Annotated in this window: 15 protein-coding genes; 7 read left to right on the top strand and 8 right to left on the bottom strand. The window is 62.3% G+C overall.

Annotation, left to right across the window (positions count from 1 at the left end; translation table 11 throughout):
- Positions 1-13: 13 nt before the first annotated feature.
- From V1289_RS18055 to V1289_RS18045, 3 genes are read left to right on the top strand one after another with little or no spacing between them, the layout of a single operon-like run.
- On the top strand, positions 14-499 hold the full coding sequence (locus V1289_RS18055; RefSeq protein ID WP_334398141.1) for a RidA family protein: 486 nt from the start codon (positions 14-16) through the stop codon (positions 497-499).
- A gap of 32 nt (positions 500-531) precedes the next feature.
- Positions 532-1,179, top strand: a complete 648-nt coding sequence (locus tag V1289_RS18050; protein ID WP_334398140.1) for a M20/M25/M40 family metallo-hydrolase — start codon at positions 532-534, stop codon at positions 1,177-1,179.
- Positions 1,064-1,996, top strand: a complete 933-nt coding sequence (locus V1289_RS18045; RefSeq protein WP_334407531.1) for a M20/M25/M40 family metallo-hydrolase — start codon at positions 1,064-1,066, stop codon at positions 1,994-1,996. The genes V1289_RS18050 and V1289_RS18045 overlap by 116 nt, the downstream gene beginning before the upstream one ends.
- A 19-nt stretch (positions 1,997-2,015) precedes the next feature.
- On the opposite strand, the gene modC is transcribed toward V1289_RS18045, so the two are convergent.
- The 6 genes from modC to mepA all read right to left on the bottom strand — a co-directional run bounded on the left by modC (position 2,016) and on the right by mepA (position 6,191).
- Positions 2,016-2,693, bottom strand: a complete 678-nt coding sequence (gene modC, locus V1289_RS18040; protein ID WP_334398139.1) for a molybdenum ABC transporter ATP-binding protein — start codon at positions 2,691-2,693, stop codon at positions 2,016-2,018.
- 2 nt (positions 2,694-2,695) lie between these two features.
- Positions 2,696-3,391: a molybdate ABC transporter permease subunit gene (gene modB / locus V1289_RS18035; protein WP_309180264.1), complete on the bottom strand. Its 696-nt coding sequence runs from the start codon at positions 3,389-3,391 to the stop codon at positions 2,696-2,698.
- On the bottom strand, positions 3,391-4,176 hold the full coding sequence (gene modA, locus V1289_RS18030) for a molybdate ABC transporter substrate-binding protein (protein WP_334398138.1): 786 nt from the start codon (positions 4,174-4,176) through the stop codon (positions 3,391-3,393). Before modA ends, modB begins: the two co-directional genes overlap by 1 nt.
- 177 nt (positions 4,177-4,353) lie before the next feature.
- A complete protein-coding gene (locus V1289_RS18025; protein WP_334398137.1) occupies positions 4,354-4,860 on the bottom strand; it encodes a hypothetical protein in 507 nt (168 codons plus the stop codon).
- 1 nt (position 4,861) lies between these two features.
- The gene (locus tag V1289_RS18020; protein WP_334398136.1) at positions 4,862-5,071 is read right to left on the bottom strand and encodes a TOBE domain-containing protein; all 210 of its coding nucleotides are present in this window, start codon (positions 5,069-5,071) and stop codon (positions 4,862-4,864) included.
- A 172-nt stretch (positions 5,072-5,243) separates the two neighbouring features.
- A complete protein-coding gene (gene mepA / locus V1289_RS18015; RefSeq protein ID WP_334398135.1) occupies positions 5,244-6,191 on the bottom strand; it encodes a penicillin-insensitive murein endopeptidase in 948 nt (315 codons plus the stop codon).
- Between mepA and V1289_RS18010 the strand changes: the two genes are divergently transcribed.
- The 4 genes from V1289_RS18010 (at position 6,190) to urtA (ending at position 13,620) form a co-directional block, all read left to right on the top strand.
- Positions 6,190-6,444 (top strand): L,D-transpeptidase, encoded by a 255-nt coding sequence (locus V1289_RS18010; RefSeq protein ID WP_334398134.1) that lies wholly within the window; start codon positions 6,190-6,192, stop codon positions 6,442-6,444. The two genes, mepA and V1289_RS18010, sit on opposite strands and share 2 nt — an antisense overlap.
- A gap of 322 nt (positions 6,445-6,766) precedes the next feature.
- Complete coding sequence (locus tag V1289_RS18005; RefSeq protein WP_334398133.1) at positions 6,767-8,986, top strand: putative bifunctional diguanylate cyclase/phosphodiesterase; 2,220 nt, start codon at positions 6,767-6,769, stop codon at positions 8,984-8,986.
- 1,278 nt (positions 8,987-10,264) lie between these two features.
- Entirely contained in the window at positions 10,265-12,334 is a 2,070-nt protein-coding gene (locus V1289_RS18000) for an adenylate/guanylate cyclase domain-containing protein (RefSeq protein ID WP_334398132.1), read from the top strand.
- The gene (gene urtA, locus V1289_RS17995) at positions 12,331-13,620 is read left to right on the top strand and encodes an urea ABC transporter substrate-binding protein (protein ID WP_442896024.1); all 1,290 of its coding nucleotides are present in this window, start codon (positions 12,331-12,333) and stop codon (positions 13,618-13,620) included. The genes V1289_RS18000 and urtA overlap by 4 nt, the downstream gene beginning before the upstream one ends.
- A 153-nt stretch (positions 13,621-13,773) precedes the next feature.
- Here urtA and V1289_RS17990 read toward each other — a convergent pair whose 3' ends face one another.
- Positions 13,774-14,277, bottom strand: coding sequence for a DUF1801 domain-containing protein (locus tag V1289_RS17990; RefSeq protein ID WP_334398131.1), 504 nt, complete (start codon positions 14,275-14,277; stop codon positions 13,774-13,776).
- A 255-nt stretch (positions 14,278-14,532) separates the two neighbouring features.
- Entirely contained in the window at positions 14,533-16,500 is a 1,968-nt protein-coding gene (locus V1289_RS17985; RefSeq protein WP_334398130.1) for a methyl-accepting chemotaxis protein, read from the bottom strand.
- Positions 16,501-16,571: the final 71 nt, after the last annotated feature.

Genomic DNA, 16,571 nt, shown 5'->3' with positions numbered 1-16,571 from the left:
GGGGGAGACGAAGATGAAACATGCAATGCTCGCGCTGGCCCCCTTGCTGCTCGGCTCAAGCGCCGTTGAAGCCGAGATCGTGCGTTATCCGATTCCCAATTCGACATTTCCGATCGCCCAGGCGGTGCGGGTATCCGGCGACGCCGTCACTTATTACGTGAGCGGTCAGGTGCCGCCCCTGGTCAACAAAGACGCCGACCCGGCCAGCCCGCAGGCCTATGGCGACACCAGGACCCAGACGGTCGGTGTGCTCAACAAGATCAAGGCGATCCTTGAAGGGCAGGGGCTCGGCATCGGCGACGTCGTCAAGATGCAGGTGTTTCTGGTCCACGACGCGCGCGCGCCGATGGACTTCAAGGCCTTCATGGAGGGATACACCCAGTTCTTCGGCGGCACGCAGCCAAATCTGCCGGCGCGTTCGGTTGTCGGCGTCGCCGCACTGGCCAATCCCGGATTTCTGGTCGAGATCGAGGTCGTTGCCGCAAAAGACTCGAAATAGTTTTGGGCCAATCGAATTGAAGGGTGGATGAGATGCGTTGGATTTCCGGTTCGGATTTAGGGTGGCGGCCGCGTCGCTTTGCTCTGCTGTGTGCGATGGCGCTGTTGTCGACGGCCTTATCAGTTGCCTTGGCGACGCCCGGGCAGGCGGCCACCGAAGGTCTCAACCCCAACCAGCAGCGCGCCCTGGACATCTACAAGGAGCTGATCGAGATCAACACGGTGACGGCGACCGGCGACACCGCGAAGGCGGCCGAAGCCATGGCCGCACGCTTGCGTGCCGCGGGTTTTCCCGATGCCGATGTCCACGCCTTCTCCCCGGCGCCGCACAAGGGCAATCTGGTCGCGCGCCTTCGCGGCACCGGCGCGCGCAAACCGATCCTGTTGGTGGCTCACATCGATGTGGTCCCGGCCAGCCGTGAGGACTGGTCGACCGACCCGTTCAAACTGACCGAGCAGGACGGCTATTTTTATGCGCGCGGCAGCGGCGACGACAAATACATGGCGGCCTCCTTCATCGCCAATCTCATCCGTTACCGGCAGGAGGGTTACAAGCCGGACCGCGATATCATCGTGGCGCTGGAGACCGACGAAGAGATTTTGGACAAAGGATGCGCTCGGCATTCAATGGCTGCTGAAAAACCACCGCGACCTGATCGATGCCGAATTCGCGCTCAATGAAGGCGGCGGCGTCGGGCTGAAGGACGGCAAGCCGATCCGCACCTCGGTGCAGACCAGTGAAAAGGTCTCGGTGAGCTACGCGCTGACGGTCAAGAACAAGGGCGGTCACAGCGCCGTTCCGGTCAAGGACAATGCGATCTACCGGCTGGCTGCGGGATTGACCCGTCTTTCGGCCTTCAGCTTTCCGGTGAACCTGAACGAGACGACCCGGGTTTATTTCGAACGTACCGCACAGATGGAGGGCGGCCAGGTGGCCGACGATTTGCGCGCGGTGTTGTCGGGACAAACCGACTCCACTTCGTTGCCGGTGGTGCGTCTTTCGGCCAATCCGGGCCTCAACGCACAATTGCGAACGACATGCGTCGCGACATTGCTTGAAGGTGGGGTAGCGATCAATGCGCTGCCGCCGCTGGCGACCGCCAAGGTCAATTGCCGGGTCATGCCCGGCGAGCCGATCGACGGGGTCAAGGCAACGCTCGAACGCGTGCTGGCCGACGATCAGATCGTTGTGACGCAGATCGATCCGCCGACGCTCAGCGAACCTTCCGCTCTCAGCGACGAAGTCATCGGACCGATCACAAAACTGTCGGCCGAATTCTGGCCCGGCGCGGTGGTGTTGCCGACGATGAGCGCCGGCGCCACCGACGGCAGCTATCTTCGTAATGCCGGCATACCGACCTACGGTCATTCGGGACTGGCGGGCGACGTCGCTGAATCGCGCGCGCACGGCCGCGACGAGCGCATTCCCGTCAAATCGTTCTTTGAGGGCGGCGAATATCTGTACCGTCTCGTCAAGGCATTCGCCGGCGGTCAATGATGTCTGCGAAACGACAGCCTCATGTCGGCGAACCACCCGACAAAACCTTCACGCCGCCGAACGCGCTGACACGTCCGTTGCGCACCATCACGATCTGGGTGGCGAGCTGGCGCATCTCGGCCGCGTCGTGGCTGACATAGACCATCGGCACATGGGCCTCGTCGCGCAGCCGCACCAGATAGGGCAGGATCTCGACCTTGCGGCTTTCGTCCAGCGAGCCCAAGGGCTCGTCCAGCAGCAGCAGCCGTGGCTTCGACAGCAGCGCGCGGCCGAGGGCGACGCGCTGACGTTCGCCGCCGGAGAGCTGACCGGGGCGGCGGTCCAGAAGGCCGCCGATATCGAGCAGGTCGGTGACGCGCGCGCGCTGTGCGGGATCCTCGGCGAGCTTGTTCATGCGCCGGCCATAGTCGAGATTCTGCCGGACATCGAGATGCGGAAACAGCCGCGCATCCTGGAACACGTAGCCGATGCGGCGCCGGTGCGGCGGCACGTGCACGCGCGCGGCGACGTCGTCGAGCGTCTCGCCATCGATCGAGATGATGCCGCGATCGGGCTTCAGCAGGCCGGCGATCATGTTGATCAGCGAGGTCTTGCCGGCGCCGGAAGCGCCGAACAGGCCGGTGACGCGGCCTTCGCTGGCAAAGGACGCTTCGATCGAGAATTCGCCGAGCTTTTTTGTGACGTCGACGCGCAGCATGGTCAATTCCCGTGCAGGCGTTTGGTGGCGCGGCGCGCGAACCATTCCGAGGCGATCAAGGCGCCCATCGCGATCACGATGGAAATCACCACCAGCCGCGCCGCCGCGGTGTCGCCGTCCGGCGTCTGGATCAACGAATAGATCGCCGACGAAATGGTCTGGGTTTCGCCGGGAATGTTGGACACGAAGGTAATCGTGGCGCCGAACTCGCCGATCGCCTTGGCAAAGCCGAGCACCATGCCGGCCAGCACGCCCGGCAGCGCCAGCGGCAATGTCACGGTCGCGAACACCTGCCAGGGCGCGGCGCCGAGCGTGCCGGCCGCTTGCTCCAATCGCCGGTCGATCGCCTCGATCGACAGCCGGATCGGCCGCACCAATAGCGGGAACGACATCACGCCGCAGGCGAGCGCGGCCCCGGTCCAGCGAAACGCGAACACGATGCCGAGATGGTCGGCAAGCCACGCGCCGACCAGGCCCCGGCGGCCGAAGGTCAGCAGCAACAGATAACCGGTGACCACAGGCGGCAGCACCAGCGGCAGATGGATCAGCGCATCGAGGACGGATTTGCCCCAGAAATCCCGCCGTGCCAGCAGCCACGCCAGTCCGATTCCGAACGGCGTCGCCACCAGCGTTGCGATGATGGCGACCCGCAGTGACAGCAGGATCGCCGTCCATTCGGTCGGCGAGATATCGAACATCAGGTCGTTGGGCTGACGAGGAACTTGAAGCCGTATTTTTCCAGAATGGCTTTTGCGGCCGACGAGCGCAGGAAGGCGAGATAGTCGGCGGTCTCCGCTTTCGCGGTCGTCGTCGCCGCCACCGGGTAGATAATCGCCGGATGGGAGTCGGCGGGGAAGGTGCCGATGATCTTGACACCGGGTTCGACCTTGGCGTCGGTCGAATAGACGATGCCGAGGGCGGCTTCACCGCGTGCGACCAGCGTCAGCGCCGCGCGCACGCTATCGGCCATCGCGAATTTCGGTTCGGCCGCTTGCCACGCGCCGAGTTTCTCCAGCGCCGCCCTGGCATATTTGCCGACCGGAACGGCCTTGACGTCGCCGGTGGCGATCTTGCCGTCGCCGGCGAGCTTCGCCAGGTCGAAGCCTTGCCCGATCGTCACATTGTCGATTTTGGAATCTTTCGGGGCGATCAGCACGATGCTGTTGCCGAGCAGATTGACCCGGGTCGGTTCGTTGATGTTCTTCCCGGCCGTGGCGTAGTCCATCCAGTCGGTGTCGGCGGATACGAACACGTCGGCCGGCGCGCCCTGTTCGATCTGCTTTGCGAGCGCCGAGCTGGCGGCATAGCTCACCGGGATCTTGATGCCGGTCTTGGCGGTGTAGGCGGCGTCGATGTCGTCGAGCGCGTTCTTCATCGAGGCGGCGGCGAATACGGTGAGGGTCTTGTCCTCCGCAGCGGCGGGCGCGTGGGCCGCCGCTAGCAGGATGACGAGGGCGGCAAAAATTCCGGATAGACGATGCATCGTGGCGCTCCGTGCGTGTTCGCTGGCGCTTTCGCGCGAGCAAATCAGGCATTGGTTCGGTCTGGGTACGACAGGCGGAAGCGCCGTTCCGGCCATTTCCTGCGACTTACGGTCGATCAGGATATCGCTAGCCGGAAACAATATCAGGCCCGGGCCTTGGGTAAAGCCTTCCTTTGCCTACTCCGTCGGCAGGATCGCAATCGAGATCGAATTTTCCCTGGCGCCGCTGACCTGCAGCACGAACGGGCTCGCCGAAAGCTCGTATTTCATGGTCTTGCGGATGCCCTCGCAATCGGTGGCGCCGCTGAAGGCTTTTGGCTTCACGAAATGCCCGTCCTGCACGATGTCGACCCAGCCGCCGGCGGAAAGGCTGATGGTGTAGAGACCGGCCTTCGGGGCCGTCTTGACGCTCGTAAAGCCGGCGAAGGTGCCCTCCTTGGGCGCCCGCTCGGGCGGCGTCGGCAGCTTGGCGTCAGCGGGCGCAGCCAGCGCCAGCGTCACGCCGGTTGACGGCAATGCCGCGATTTCACCGCCCGACGCAAGCTTCGCCCGATCCGGTGCGGTCAGCGCCGCACGCTCCCGCTCGATCGGCCATTTGAACTTGTCGCAGCCGCTCGGTTCTTCCGCCGCCCAGGCGGGGACGGCGCCGAGCAGCAGCAACGCGGCAAGCAAGGGTGCGCGCATGTCAGTCCACCGCGATCATGACGTCGGAGGCCTTGATCACGACGGTGGCTTTGCTACCCGTCTTGATGCCGAGATCGTCGACGGCTTCGTTGGTGATGGAGGAGGTCACGATCTGGCCGCCTCCGATGTCGACGCGGACATGCGAGGTGGTCGCGCCCTTCTTCACTTCGACGACGGTGCCCTTGATCTGGTTACGTGCACTGAGGCGCATGACGAATCCCTCTAAATTGCCTACCCCAAGCGCGGACATGCCGCGCGGATGTGGCTTTTGATTGAAATTTGAAGGCGGGGCCAGCGCCCCTGTCGTGACGCGCGCTTACGGCGCGGCGTCGGGCAATAGTAGCGCATTTCGGCGCTGCGGGGATAGCGGGCTGACGAAGAGTTCATTGCTTGGCGTCCGGCGCGGCCAGCACCGCTTTGCAGGCGGCCGGGAGTGCGGCCATCGTCATCGGCGGCCGCGGCTTCGACGGCTTGGTTTCAGGCTTCGGATGGATGATCGAATCCTTGAACCAGTAGGCGAGGTCGGCGGGCTTGCAGCCTTCGTCCTCCGACTGTGACGGCTGCCCCTGGCATTCCGTATTGCCGGCCGGGCATTTGATGCGGATGTGGAAATGATAGTCATGGCCCCACCACGGCCTGATCTTGGAAAGCCAGCTCCGGTCACCCCTGGCCTCGCGGCACAGCGCCTTCTTGATCGCGGCGTTGACGAAGATCCGCTGCACGCTCGGCTCCTGCGCAGCGTCGCGAAGAACCAGCACATGTCCGGGCGTGAACACCTTCGGATCGACATCGAGCCGGTCGTCGCGCACCATCATGACCGCCGACATCTCCTCACGGTCTTCCCGCGACAACATGTGATCCGGCATCGGCGTCAGCCAGATGTCGGCATCGAGCCCGATCTGATGGCTGGCATGGCCGCTCAACGCCGGGCCGCCGCGCGGCTGGCCGATGTCGCCGACCAATATTCCGGGCCAGCCGGCATCCTTGTGGGCCTTGACCGATAACCGCTTCAACAGCGCGATCATGTCGGGATGGCCCCAATTGCGGTTGCGCGACAGCCGCATCACCTGCCAGGTGTCGCCATTGAGCGGCATCTGCTCGGCGCCCGCAAGGCAGCCTTTGGCATAGGAGCCGATCACCCGCGTTGGCATCGCCGCCGGCAACACCTTGCGTGCGAACAATTCCCTGGCGCCGATCTTGGGATCGTTGGGATTGGCCAGCGGCGGCAACGGTTTTGGATTGACGCTGCCCTTGTCCTGCGCCGACGCCGTGCCGGCACTGAACAACAAGACCGATAAGCTCAGCAGGATCAGAACCAGGCGGGGCGTCATGGGGTCACTCTATTGGCACCAGCGTAGCATGGAAATGGCGCGGTATTATTTCTCGCGCAAATATTACAGCGTGCCGATGCCGCACGCGATCTTCTTCTATTACGGCTTCGCCATTCACGGCACCAATGAACTCGCGCGGCTCGGCGGTCCTGCCTCGCACGGCTGCGTCAGGCTGCGTCCTGCGCACGCGGCGGCGCTGTTCGCATTGGTCCAGCGCAACGGACCTCGCAATACGCGCATCGAGATCAACTAAAGTAGGGCGGCCGCCGACGGTTCTTAACCATTCGATAACCCTGCCCGTCATTGGCGAATATTCATGCGCGACGTCGGATTCCGCGCATTCATTGTGCAGGCGCACCTGATGTCGCATACCCGTCACCGGCAATCTGCGATTTTGCCTTGTGTCGTTGCTGCCGGCGCGATCGGCCTCGTGCGAGACCACACGCATGACGCGAGTTCGCCCTTTTAACGGGCAGCCGAGGCCGGCTGCCGGATCGGTGGAACCGGCAAGAGATACCATTTTTTCAGACACTTATCGGAGAACATTGCACGCAGAATGCGAGTGGGGCGTGGCAATGCCGATAATTCGGCCAAAGACAACCAAGAGAACGAAGCATAGGGCGATCGCCCGCATTCCCGGCCGGCCGGCAAAACCCAGTCCGAAGCTATCCGGCAGCGGCCGGCGTGTTTCCGGCGAGATCGGCGAGATCGTGCGCAAGCGCGCCGAGGTGGAGGCTGCGATTGCGGAGGCACGCAAATCGCACGAGCGGCTGCGCGAGGCGATCGACATCCTGCCGCAAGGCATCGTGTTCCTCGACGCCGAAGGCCGCTACATCCTCTGGAACAAGAAGTATTCGGAAATCTACAACCGCAGCTCGGACCTGTTCGAGCACGGCGCGCGGCTGCAGGACACCATCCGAATAGGCGTCGAGCGCGGCGATTATCCGGAAGCGATCGGCCGCGAGGAAGAATGGATCGCCGAACGGCTTACAAAACTCTACCAGCCCGGCGAGCGTCATGAGCAGACCCTGGCCGATGGCCGCGTCATCCTGATCGAGGAGCGGCTGACCGAGGACGGCGGCGTCATCGGTCTGCGCGTCGATATCACCGAGCTGAAGCAGCGCGAGGCCTCGTTCCGGCTGCTGTTCGACTCTAATCCGGTTCCGATGATCGTCTGCGCGCTGGATGGCGAACGCATCCTTGGCGTCAACGATGCCGCCGTCGAGCATTACGGCTACAGCCGCGCCGAGTTCGAGAAGCTGACGATCCGCAACCTGCAGGCCTTCGACAGCGAGCTGCCGTGGGCCGGAGACCACTCCAGCGACGAGCAGACGGCGCGGACCTGGAAGCATGTCCGGGCCGACGGTGCGCTGATCGATCTGGCGATCTATTCGCGCCAGCTCGTCCATGGCGATCAGCCGGCCATATTGCTGGCGCTGATGGACATCACCGAGCGCAAGCGCGCCGAGGCGCGGCTGGCCTTCATGGCCCAGCACGATAGCTTGACCGGGTTGCCGAACCGCAATCTGCTGCGCCAGCAAATGGACGACATCCTGCTGCACACCCGACGCGGCGCCGAAAAGGCCGCGGTGCTGGTGCTCGGCCTCGATAATTTCAAGGCGGTCAACGATACGCTCGGCCACGGCATCGGCGACAAGCTGTTGCGCGGCGTCGCCAAGCGGCTGCGATCGACATTGCGCGAGGAAGACATACTGGCGCGCCTCAACTCCGACGAATTCGCGATCGTGCAAAGCGGGGTGACGCGCCCCGAGGACGCGGTGTTGCTGGCGCGGCGCCTGCTGGAGGCGATCGGCGACCCCTATCTGCTGGACGGCCATTCCGTCGTCATCGGCGCCAGCATTGGCATTGCCGTGTCGCCCGGCGACGGCGAGGAGTCCGAAAAACTCCTGAAGAACGCCGACATGGCGCTGTCCCGCGCCAAGAACGATTTTCGCGGCACCTTCTCCTTCTTCGAGGCGGAAATGGATGCGCGTGCCCAGACCCGCCGCAAGATCGAGATCGACCTGCGCGACGCGATCCAGAACGGCGTGCTGCGGCCCTACTACCAGCCGCTGGTCGATCTCTCCACCGGACGGATCACCGGTTGCGAGGCGCTGGTGCGCTGGCCGCATGCCGAACGCGGCATGATCTCGCCGGCCGAATTCATTCCCGTTGCCGAAGAGACCGGCCTGATCAACGCGCTGGGCGGGCTGATGCTGCAGCGTGCCTGCATGGATGCCGTGCAATGGCCCGACGACGTCCGCGTTGCGGTCAATTTGTCGCCCCTGCAGTTCAGGGTCGGCAATTTGCTGTCGGTGGTGATGGACGCGCTGAAGCAGTCCGGGCTGCCCGCCAGGCGGCTGGAGCTCGAGATCACCGAGACGCTGCTGCTGGAAAAGAGCAGCCAGGTGCTGGCGACGCTGCACGCGCTGCGGTCGCTGGGGGTTCGCATCTCGATGGATGATTTCGGCACCGGCTATTCCAGCCTGAGCTATCTGCGCAGCTTTCCGTTCGACAAGATCAAGATCGACCAGTCGTTCGTGCGTGACCTCGGCTCCAACCGCGATGCGCAGGCGATCGTACGCTCGATCATCAGCCTTGGCATGGGGCTCGGGGTGACGATCACGGCTGAAGGGGTCGAGACCGAAGCCGAATTCAGCTGCCTGCGCGACGAGGGTTGCCACGAGGGACAGGGCTTCCTGTTCAGCCACGCGCGGCCCAATGCCGAGATCGTCAACCTCTTGAAGGCGCAGAGCGGCGCGGGGGCTGAAGACGAAGCGGCGCTGGTGGCGTAAGGTAGTCGAGATCGAGAACGGCATCATTGCGATCTTCTTTTTTGCCGGCGCTGCGGGGGTATTTGATGGTGTAGAGGTCATACCTCACGAACAACGACCAAGGGTGTAGCGCGCTGGTGCCGTGCGCTCTCTGCGTCGTCCCGGCGAAGGCCGGGACCCATACGCTGCGGCGGTCATGTTACGGAAGGTATCTAACGCCAGCGCACTCACCGATAGGCCGCGGCGTATGGGTCCCGGCTCAAGGCCGGGACGACGCGGGTAGAATTTCCGATTCGAGTTTCAAAGAGCTGAATATGCATGTCTTCGCGATCTCGCGGCACGGAGCGCCCGAAGTTTTGCACGAACGTTCTCCCTCGAAGAGGGAGCAGGGAATGCCGGGTGCGCGCTGCACCCGCGGTCTCGTGTGCAAAGCGCACAAAAGAAACGCACACGAGCATACAGGTTCAGCGGAAACACTCCGGCATCCCCCGCACAATGGTTTGACGACTTATGCCGCGCTCTACCCGGCGACGAATTCGTCTTGTCACCGTCATCGGCGAATTAAAGGCTTTGTCGCGCCCGGTTGGGCTGACCAAAACCTCCACCGACTTGACACCAGCAACGGGTGCCAGGACCACACGGTTTTGCCGTACGCATCAGCGCCGTTCGTCCTGCGCGCCGGTTGATCGCTCACGAGAGACTCGCCCTGCGACACCGTTTCGCGCCGACGCTGCAGCGTCCACCGCATCCCATCCCGCGTTCGTGACGATCGCGATACGCCCCTCTTGCCGGGAAAGGACGGGGCGAGCTGGTAGCGCTGATTTGCCCGACGGGGAAAGGGAAATATTTTTATCGGAGGGACTGGACGGGTTTTTGCCCGACGGGCAGTGATTTGCCCGTCAGGTGCAAAACGCGCACACGAGATGGATGGAGCGAATGAGTTTAGCCTCGGCGGGGGTCGTCGGGGAGCGGGCTCATTAGCGTGCGGCCAAATTCGGATTGATGCGAGCCTGAATCACGTCCATGGCGGCGCCATCAATCCGCAATGGCCCCTCGGGAGCCGCTATTGCTCTGAATTTATTTCCGCTTTCGGCGGCATAACAGACATGGCCGAACTTGCCGCTGGCACGCCGCGATCGCGCATGACCCCAAGCGGACCTCAAGCAAACAAGAAGCCACGAACTTTGGGAGCCTGTCCCCCGAAGTCACGAACAAATCGCTGCGCAGGTTGTTTTTGCTCAAGATACACAGCTGGCGCGGCCTTGTGCTCGACTCTCATCACCAAAGTCTGGAGCACGATTGGCCCCAATCGAGCAGCCACGTACAAGCGCCGTCCGTGCTGAGGATGCATCGTGGCTGTGCAACGACCCGTCCCAACTCTGCGGAGCGGCCGCAATATTACCTAAGGCAGCAAGCGATATTTTGCAGGAGATTGAACTCAAAGCACCTATGCGGCCAAGTGACCGGTGGATGTTGACATTTCGAACCTCAATCACCTCCGCGGTGATGGTGTTTATCGTCGCTCTGGCCGCGCTGCTGATTGCTATTCAGGTCCGGGCTCTTCATTCTGCAACGCAGGAAGCTGCGTCTGCCTATATGGACGCGACCAGCGCGAAGGCGTTGGGACGTCTTCAGACGGAGATAACCGCTATAGCGTCGTTGGTGCGTGTGCTGGCAACCAGTTCCAGCGTAGCCGATTCAAATGAAGCGACCGAGATCGGCCCTGCGATCGCACTTTTTAAAGCCGCACTGCAGGAACTGCCCCAAATGGACAGTATCATTGCCGGCTTCGAAAATGGCGCTTCGTTGGAGGTGCGGCGAACCGGTGACCTCAACGAGGAGCAGCGCGAGAAGTTACGTGCGACACCTCGCGCTGATATTGCCATCACTTTGGTCCGCCCCAGCCCCGGTGGGGAACTGCCCATGCGACGAATTTTCGAAGATCGGCAGGGCAACGAGGTTGGACAACTGGATCTATGGAAATACGGATACGACGCCCGCAAGCGGCCCTGGTATCGCGAGACGATGAAAGCCGACCGATCGCTGGTCTCATCGCCTTATCTTTCGTTTAGAATCCGCGCACCGGTGATTGCGATTAGCGCACCCCTGCGGGGCAAGGTGCCGGGCGTCGTTGCCGCCAATCTCAAGCTCGACACTTTCAGCGATTTCGTCCAGGCGCAACGGCCTGGAGAGCACGGTATCGTCTTGATTCTCGACTCGACCGGCTCGCTCATCGCCCACCCCGATTTTGCACAATTCGCTACCGGCGCGATGACACATCCAACCCGACCGCAAATGCCCAACATCAAGGGGATCAACTCGGGGGTTGTAGCGGCTGTGTTGCGAGGGTCGCATGGCCGCGACCAATACGACGGAAATATCCGTGACGACCAGGGCAACGGCTACCTGTTCAGGTTAGCGAAATTCACTCTGGGCGAGCAGCACAACGCCAACATATTGTTGCTGGCGGCCCAAGGAGACTTTGTCCAAAATGTTCGCAGGCTGCAGTTCGCTGGACTAATCCTCGCAATTATTGCTGGTGCTGCGTTTATTCCGGTCGTTTGGATATTTGGTACCGGAATGTCACGATCCTTGAAAAGCATAACGGCTGAGGCAGTTAAACTCCAGAAGCTGGCCGAGCCCACCCCCTCGCCGGTCGCATCACGCATTAAGGAAATTCACGAACTTGGCAGTGCGGTGAATCTCGCGCAGCGCACCATACGGTCGTTCGCGCGCTTCGTCCCCAAGGAGATCGTCCGAGGGGTGATGGACAAATCCGTATCCACTGAGCTTGGCGGAGTCAGAGCGGAGGTTACCGTCGTCTTCACCGACGTTAGAGATTTTGCGACTATCGCCGAGGCAGCCGACCCCGACATGCTCATGCGCCAAATGTCGCGGTATTTCTCCGTGCTGACAGAGGCTTTCCTCGCCGAAGGCGGAACAGTCGACAAGTTTATTGGCGACGCCGTGATGGTGTTCTGGAACGCACCCAATCCACAGCCCGACCATATCGAGCGGGCTTGCCGCGCAGTCCTTTCGGGCAGAATGGCGTGCGAAAAGCTCAACGCTCAGTTCGAAGCTGAAGGCCTGACGCCATTCTTCACCCGGTTTGGCATTCATGTCGGGGAGGCCGTCGTCGGCAACCTCGGCTCGATCGAGCGCATGAACTACACGGCTCTCGGCAATACGGTGAATCTGGCAGCGCGCCTTGAAGGTCTGAACAAGGAGTTTGGGACCGCGATCCTTGTGAGTGAAGGCGTCTACTTGCGGGCTCAACATTGCTTTCAGTTCAGACCCCTCGAGTCGGTCATTGCCAAGGGCATGACAAAGGGAACCCGCATTTTCGAGTTGGTCGGGGCAGCGACATGAAATCAACTTCCACGCTACGAGGTGTCATGCCAAGGTTGTTCGGTTTGTGGCTCGTGCTCGTCGTTTCGGCGGCTCACGCGGGCGAAGACACCATCAAAATCGGAATTCTTCATTCTCTGTCAGGCACCATGGCAATCAGCGAGTCGGTACTCAAGGACACGGTTCTCATGCTGATAGCCGACCAAAACAGGAAAGGTGGGCTGCTGGGACGGAAATTGGAACCGGTGATCGTTGATCCCGCGTCTGATTGGGACGCCTTTGCGAAAGAAGCCAGGGAACTACTTTCGAAGCAAAAGGTCGCGGTCGTGTTCGGCTGCTGGACTTCCGCCTCCCGTAAGTCCGTTCTGCCGGTCTTCGAGCAATTGAACGGCCTGCTTTTCTACCCAGTGCAATACGAGGGTGAAGAAAGCTCGCGCAACATTTTCTACATGGGGGCCGCGCCGAATCAGCAGGCAATTCCGGCTGTTCGATATCTGATGAGCAAGGAAGGAGGCGAAGTCCGCAGATGGGTTCTGCTCGGTACTGACTACGTCTATCCGCGCACGACCAACCGAATCTTGAGCGCGTATCTTTCCGCAGAGCGGGTATCGCCAGACGACATTACGACGATTTATACGCCGTTCGGCCATTCCGAATGGCAAGAGATCGTCGAGAGGATCAAAGCCTTCGGTTCGGAGGGAAAAAAGACCGCGGTCATATCGACCGTTAACGGAGATGCAAATACGTATTTCTATAGGGAACTCGAAGCCCAACAGGTAGACGCCAACGCAATTCCAGTCATGGCTCTCTCCATCGGCCAGCGCGAATTGCTCGGCGAGGACATCGCCCCCGTCGGGCACCTGGCGGCCTGGAATTACTTCCAGTCGATCAACTCGGCAGAAAACGAAGTGTTCGTGAAAATGTGGGCGGACTTCAACGAGCAACGAGACAAAATCACAAATGACCCGATGGAAGCCACCTTCATTGGCTTCCGGATGTGGGCGCAAGCCGTTGTCCAGGCGGGCACCACCGACGTGGATGCGGTCCGGCAGGCCATGTACGGTCAAAGGATCAAGGCGCCGAGCGGCTTCGAGGTTGTGATGAACACTAATCACCATCTTTCCAAGCCAGTCATGATAGGCAAAATAAATTCTTCCGGGACCTTTGATGTCGTTTGGCAGTCGATCAATCCGGTCCGAGCGGATGCCTGGAGCAAGTACATTCCCGACAGTGCCAAGCGTACGGCCGATTGGTCCTTTCCTTGGGTCTGCGGGGGGTGCATCGAGCCGACATTCAAGAACTGGTGACGGTCCGATTATTGGTGATCGGGGTCCTTTTGCCCTGCGATCGAGAGCCTACGCTGTGTTTTCTGTGACGGTCATATCAGTGCCGGCGGGATTCGAGCGTCGCATCAGTTGGAGACCTCTTCGACACGCAATGTCGCCCATCGGCACATCGCTTCATGTCGCTGCGATGCGGAATTTGAGCCGCAGACGGCCGATCGGCGGGAGCGCCGCGTCTTCCGATTGTTCAGACGATAGGTCAGCGCCGGCGGCACGCAGTGGCGCAGCGCGGCTGCGGGGGCTTGTCGCCGGCGTTGAGCAGGATGCTGCGGTTGCCGGCAAACTCAGCTCCGGATAAAGCTCGCGAAACGTCTCGACCGGATTGGTCTGGCAATTGAAATAGACCGCGACCTGGCCGGCGTCCGGCTTCACCTGGTCGATCCGGATCGTGCTGCCGCTCTTCGTCTCAGGCGTGAGATAACTCGGCTGCCGCCATTTCAGGGTTTCTTGCAGCGCGCCGACGCCTTTTGTGGCTTTCGCGGTATCGAAGATCAGCCGGCGCAGCGCCAGCAATTTGGCCTTGACCGACCGGGGATGGGCGCCGAACACGGCTTCGACCGCGGGATTTGAACTTCCCGCGCGCGGTTTCCTTGCCGCGCTCTTGGTCACCGGCTTCTTCATTCCACTTCGTCCGCGCATTCCAAAGAAAGTTGCGCAGACCAGGGCAATTGCTTCGCCGGCGAAAGCCGGCCTGCGCTCCCTCTCCCGCTTGCGGGGGAGGGTTGGGGTGGGGGTGCCGCCGCGAGTCAGACTGTTCGTGTGGAGAGAGTTTCCCCCACCCGTATCGCATCTATCGATGCGATACGACCTCCCCCGCAAGCGGGAGAGGTGACGCTAGGCCGCGGACACCAGATTCAACCGAAAATCATTTCCGCTCTATGCAGCATTGCGCAGGCCGGCCAGGAAGCTATCGACGCTCTCGAACAGCGCATTGGCCTGCTGGCTGAGTTCGCCGGTCGCGGCGCGGACGTTGTCGGCCAGCGCGCGCGACTGGTCGGCGGACTGGCTGGCGCCGGCGACGTTGACCGAGACTTCGCCGGTGCCGGCGGCAGCCTGCTGCACGCTGCGCGCAATCTCGCGCGTCGCTGAACCCTGTTCCTCCACGGCTGCGGCGATGGTGGTGGCGATGCCGCTGATCTCCCGGATGGTGTCGCTGATGCCGCCGATCGCGGTCACACAGTGGCCGGTGGCGGACTGGATCGCGGCGACCTGTCCGGCGATCTCCTCGGTTGCCTTCGCCGTCTGGCTGGCGAGCTCCTTGACCTCGGACGCGACCACGGCAAAACCCCGGCCGGCTTCGCCGGCGCGTGCGGCCTCGATCGTCGCATTGAGCGCCAGCAGATTGGTCTGGCTCGCGATTGCCCCGATCAGGCGCAGCACATCGCCGATCTTTTCGGCGGCGGTGGCAAGGCTGCCGACCATCTCGGTGGTTTGTCCGGCCTTGACCACGGCGTTATCGGCAACGCTGCTGGAATGGGTGACCTGACGGCCGATCTCGGTGACCGACGACGCCAGCTCCTCGGTGGCGGCGGCGACCGTGCTGACGCTGGCCGAGGCTTCTTCGGAGGCGGCGGCCGCAGCGGCCGCGCGTTGCGAAGTGCCATCGACGCTGGCCGTGATCTCGCCCGCCACCCGCTGCATGTCCTTTGTCGCCTTGGCGACGGCATTGACCACGCCCTTGACGTCGGCCTCGAAACGGTCCGCCATCTGGCGTTGCAGGGCCTTCTTCTCCAGCTCCGCCTGCTGTTTGTCGGCCTCCTGCGCCTCGCGCAGCGAACCTGCCTCGAGCATGTTGCGGCGGAACACGTCGACCGCGCCCGCCATGGTGCCGAGTTCGTCGCGACGCTCGCTGCCGGGAATCGTGACCGTGGTGTCGCCGCTCGACAGGCGGTTCATGACCGCGGTGATCGCCGTCAACGGACGCGACAGGCCGCGCCCGAGCAGAAAAGCCAGCAACACCGCACCGGCCAGGATCGCGACGGTGCCGAGGATCAGATTGCGCTGCGAGGCCGCCGCGGCCGCCTCATACTCGGTCGTATCCTTGATGATCTCCAGCACCGCGACCGGCTGGCCGGCATAGTTCCTGATCTGCCCGAGATAGAGCGCAGCGGGATGGCCGTCGAGGAAGGCATCGCGGCGCAAGGCCGCGCCATCCATCACGCCCTTGAGTTCGTCCTGGGTGGCGACCACACTGTCGCCAAACGTCGACGAGAGTTTTTTGAAGGCCTTGCCTTCGTACGAGTGCACGGCAAGGTCGATGCCGAAGCGCTTCTTGGCGCGGTCGACGAATTCCTTGCCGAAGGCCGCACCAACGTCGACATTCGCAAAGCTCTTGCCGTCACGCATGATCGGCGTCAGGCCGAAGATGGAAAGCTGCTCACGTCCGGGCTCGACGCCGACAATCTGTTTGCCGGTCTTGTTCGCTTCCACCACGGTGGATCGCCGCGCGGAGGCGTCATCGCCGAACACCTTCGGTGCATGGACGCGGTAAAAGGCGACTGCCGGAGTCTGCCAGAACGAGATCAGCGGAATTCCTTGTGCCTTCATCGACTCCATGGCCTTGCCGAGCAGCGCGCCAAGGCCGTCGCGATCGCCCTTGGCAATGGCCTCGCCGACCGGCGGCAGCGCGGCGATCACGGAACTGACTGCGAGTGCGGCCCGCCCCTCATAGTCGACGGCGGCGATGACGCTGTCATATTGCAGCTTCAGCTGCTGGTCGAGCGCAAGCCGCGTCAGGGAGCGCTGTTGGGCGATCGAAAAGCTTCCGAGGATGGCGCAGGCTACCGCAACCGTCAGCGAAATGGCGAGGATCAGTCGGGCAGCGATCGATCGAATCTTGAACATGGGGAATCCGGAGCTCCACGAAGCGAATATTCCGCAGACTCCCAGAAATTGTTTAACAACAAGGCCAATTA

The sequence above is a fragment of the Bradyrhizobium sp. AZCC 2289 genome (assembly GCF_036924615.1).
Lineage (GTDB): Bacteria > Pseudomonadota > Alphaproteobacteria > Rhizobiales > Xanthobacteraceae > Bradyrhizobium.
The sequence above is the reverse complement of the archived record's forward strand: the minus strand, read 5'-3'. Positions and strand labels throughout refer to the sequence as shown.

Excerpts from the sequence above, each read along its gene's own strand:
- modB (WP_309180264.1), bottom strand. The coding sequence starts at position 3,391 with ATGTTCGATATCTCGCCGACCGAATGGACGGCGATCCTGCTGTCACTG.
- mepA (WP_334398135.1), bottom strand. The coding sequence starts at position 6,191 with ATGACGCCCCGCCTGGTTCTGATCCTGCTGAGCTTATCGGTCTTGTTG.
- V1289_RS18010 (WP_334398134.1), top strand. The coding sequence starts at position 6,190 with ATGGGGTCACTCTATTGGCACCAGCGTAGCATGGAAATGGCGCGGTAT.
- V1289_RS18020 (WP_334398136.1), bottom strand. The coding sequence starts at position 5,071 with ATGCGCCTCAGTGCACGTAACCAGATCAAGGGCACCGTCGTCGAAGTG.
- V1289_RS17985 (WP_334398130.1), bottom strand. The coding sequence starts at position 16,500 with ATGTTCAAGATTCGATCGATCGCTGCCCGACTGATCCTCGCCATTTCG.
- V1289_RS18025 (WP_334398137.1), bottom strand. The coding sequence starts at position 4,860 with ATGCGCGCACCCTTGCTTGCCGCGTTGCTGCTGCTCGGCGCCGTCCCC.
- urtA (WP_442896024.1), top strand. The coding sequence starts at position 12,331 with ATGAAATCAACTTCCACGCTACGAGGTGTCATGCCAAGGTTGTTCGGT.
- V1289_RS18005 (WP_334398133.1), top strand. The coding sequence starts at position 6,767 with ATGCCGATAATTCGGCCAAAGACAACCAAGAGAACGAAGCATAGGGCG.
- V1289_RS17990 (WP_334398131.1), bottom strand. The coding sequence starts at position 14,277 with ATGAAGAAGCCGGTGACCAAGAGCGCGGCAAGGAAACCGCGCGCGGGA.
- modA (WP_334398138.1), bottom strand. The coding sequence starts at position 4,176 with ATGCATCGTCTATCCGGAATTTTTGCCGCCCTCGTCATCCTGCTAGCG.
- modC (WP_334398139.1), bottom strand. The coding sequence starts at position 2,693 with ATGCTGCGCGTCGACGTCACAAAAAAGCTCGGCGAATTCTCGATCGAA.
- V1289_RS18055 (WP_334398141.1), top strand. The coding sequence starts at position 14 with ATGAAACATGCAATGCTCGCGCTGGCCCCCTTGCTGCTCGGCTCAAGC.
- V1289_RS18050 (WP_334398140.1), top strand. The coding sequence starts at position 532 with ATGCGTTGGATTTCCGGTTCGGATTTAGGGTGGCGGCCGCGTCGCTTT.